Here is a 1,755-nt window from a genome sequence, read left to right on the forward strand (position 1 = left end):
TAAAGACCTGCGGTGGTATGTCAACAAAGAAATAATTAAATATTTGATTATCAAGGTTCAGATTTCTTAAAAAAGGCATTACGAAACTAGACCAGTAAATATTTGGTAATTACTGGAATTATTTAAAAGGATTTTTGAAGTTTGCTAACTTCATATATTCACGCTCCTTTTTGGCGTGTAGACTTGGTGATTGCGTAGTAGCGCATCCACCAAACGCACTAATTTTCTTGCGGTTAAGACGAGTGCTCTTTTATGTTGATGCTTCGGAACTTCTTGGTATTTCTTCGCGTAATAAGCTTGATACTCAGGAACGTGCCTTCTTACCGAGTTGGCGGCTTCAACCAGGTAATATCTGAGGTACTGATTCCCGTTCCGCGAAAGTGAAGTGTCGTCCGCTGTAAAGCGGCCTGATTGGTGTTTTCGCCAATAAAGGCCTGCATATTTGGCTATCTTTGTTTCATCATCAAATCGCTCGATTTGGCCGATCTCAGCGATAATTCCAGCTGTGAATACTGGCCCAATGCCAGGGATGGTTACAAGCGTTTGCGTCAAGCCAGCCATTATTCTCTCGATTGCTTTATCAATCTCTTTTACCTGCTTTTGAAGTGTACGAATAACTTCAATAGTCGTTCCGATAATGATATCGATGGAATCTTCAACAACCTTGTCTAAACGATAGGAAGAGCGAACAGCTTTCTGGATGGATTTCGCAACGCATTCCGGATTCCCAAAACGATTTCTGCCCTTTTCCTGAAGAAAAGCAGCCAGATCTTCGACCGGCATTTGCGCAAGTTCATCCAGACTGAACTTCTCAAAAAACAGCTCCATCATGGCATTTCCAAAGACAGAAGAGTCGACCTCCTCTTTGAAAGTGTTGCACTTAAAACTCAAGTGTTGAAGGAAGTGCTGCTTTTCCTTGGTAACCTGATGGACCAGCTGATACCTGGAACGTGTAAGCTGTTGGAGCGCAACATATTGGCTCTCTTTTACCACGGACATTGGCAATCGGCCAAAACGCAGATAATCGGCGATGACGAAGGCATCAATTTCATCGGTTTTGTCCATGTCACTATAACTCTTTTTAAAGTTCGCAATCTGTTTCGGATTCATGACAAAAACCTCTGCGCCAAGTGCTTTGAGAGCCTCGTCATGATGAAGAAACATGGATGGATGAAAACTGTAAACAGACGTGGACTCAAGCCCGAATCTGAGTGTATCAACAGCCTGACCATTCACGCATTCTAAAACGGTATCCCGAAGCTCACTCGCACCAGGAAGGTCATTAGAGACCGTGAAGGATTTAACCTTTTCTCCTTCACCATCTAACAAACAAACCTTGATATCAAAAGAACTAACATCTAATCCAGCAAATAATTTCATGGGGGGATTTCCTCCTTTCGATTTAGAATCATTGGTACTTATTTCTTGGACGCCCTGAGATATCCCTAGTGTGAACGCCGATCAGCAACCTCGTGTATAAGTACTATCCCTGATTCGAAAGCCGCCCTAGAGCTACTATCATCTAGGTTCGAGGTTCAGGGTGCACAGCCTGCGAGTAGGAAGGTCCGCACGCACACTGGGAAACAGTCTTTATAGTGTGGTCTAGCCACAAGGGGGAAAAGAATTGTCCCAAATGATCCTAAGACCATTATCTAGGAACATCTCGAGACGTCCAAGACTTTTGACTATATTCAGCAGGAAATGCAAGAAAATCTGGGCTCAAATGATAGGCCCTAAACATAATATACGAGGGGG

The 1,755-nt window shown here is 43.2% G+C and carries 1 protein-coding gene; it reads right to left on the reverse strand.

The genetic code is table 11. The annotated features are described in order from the left end of the window. Window positions 1–150: 150 nt before the first annotated feature. Complete coding sequence (locus ACTWQB_RS17190; protein WP_443140382.1) at window positions 151–1,380, reverse strand: IS110 family transposase; 1,230 nt, start codon at window positions 1,378–1,380, stop codon at window positions 151–153. Window positions 1,381–1,755: the final 375 nt, after the last annotated feature.

The sequence above is a fragment of the Piscibacillus sp. B03 genome, from assembly GCF_052246295.1.
Lineage (GTDB): Bacteria > Bacillota > Bacilli > Bacillales > Alkalibacillaceae > Piscibacillus.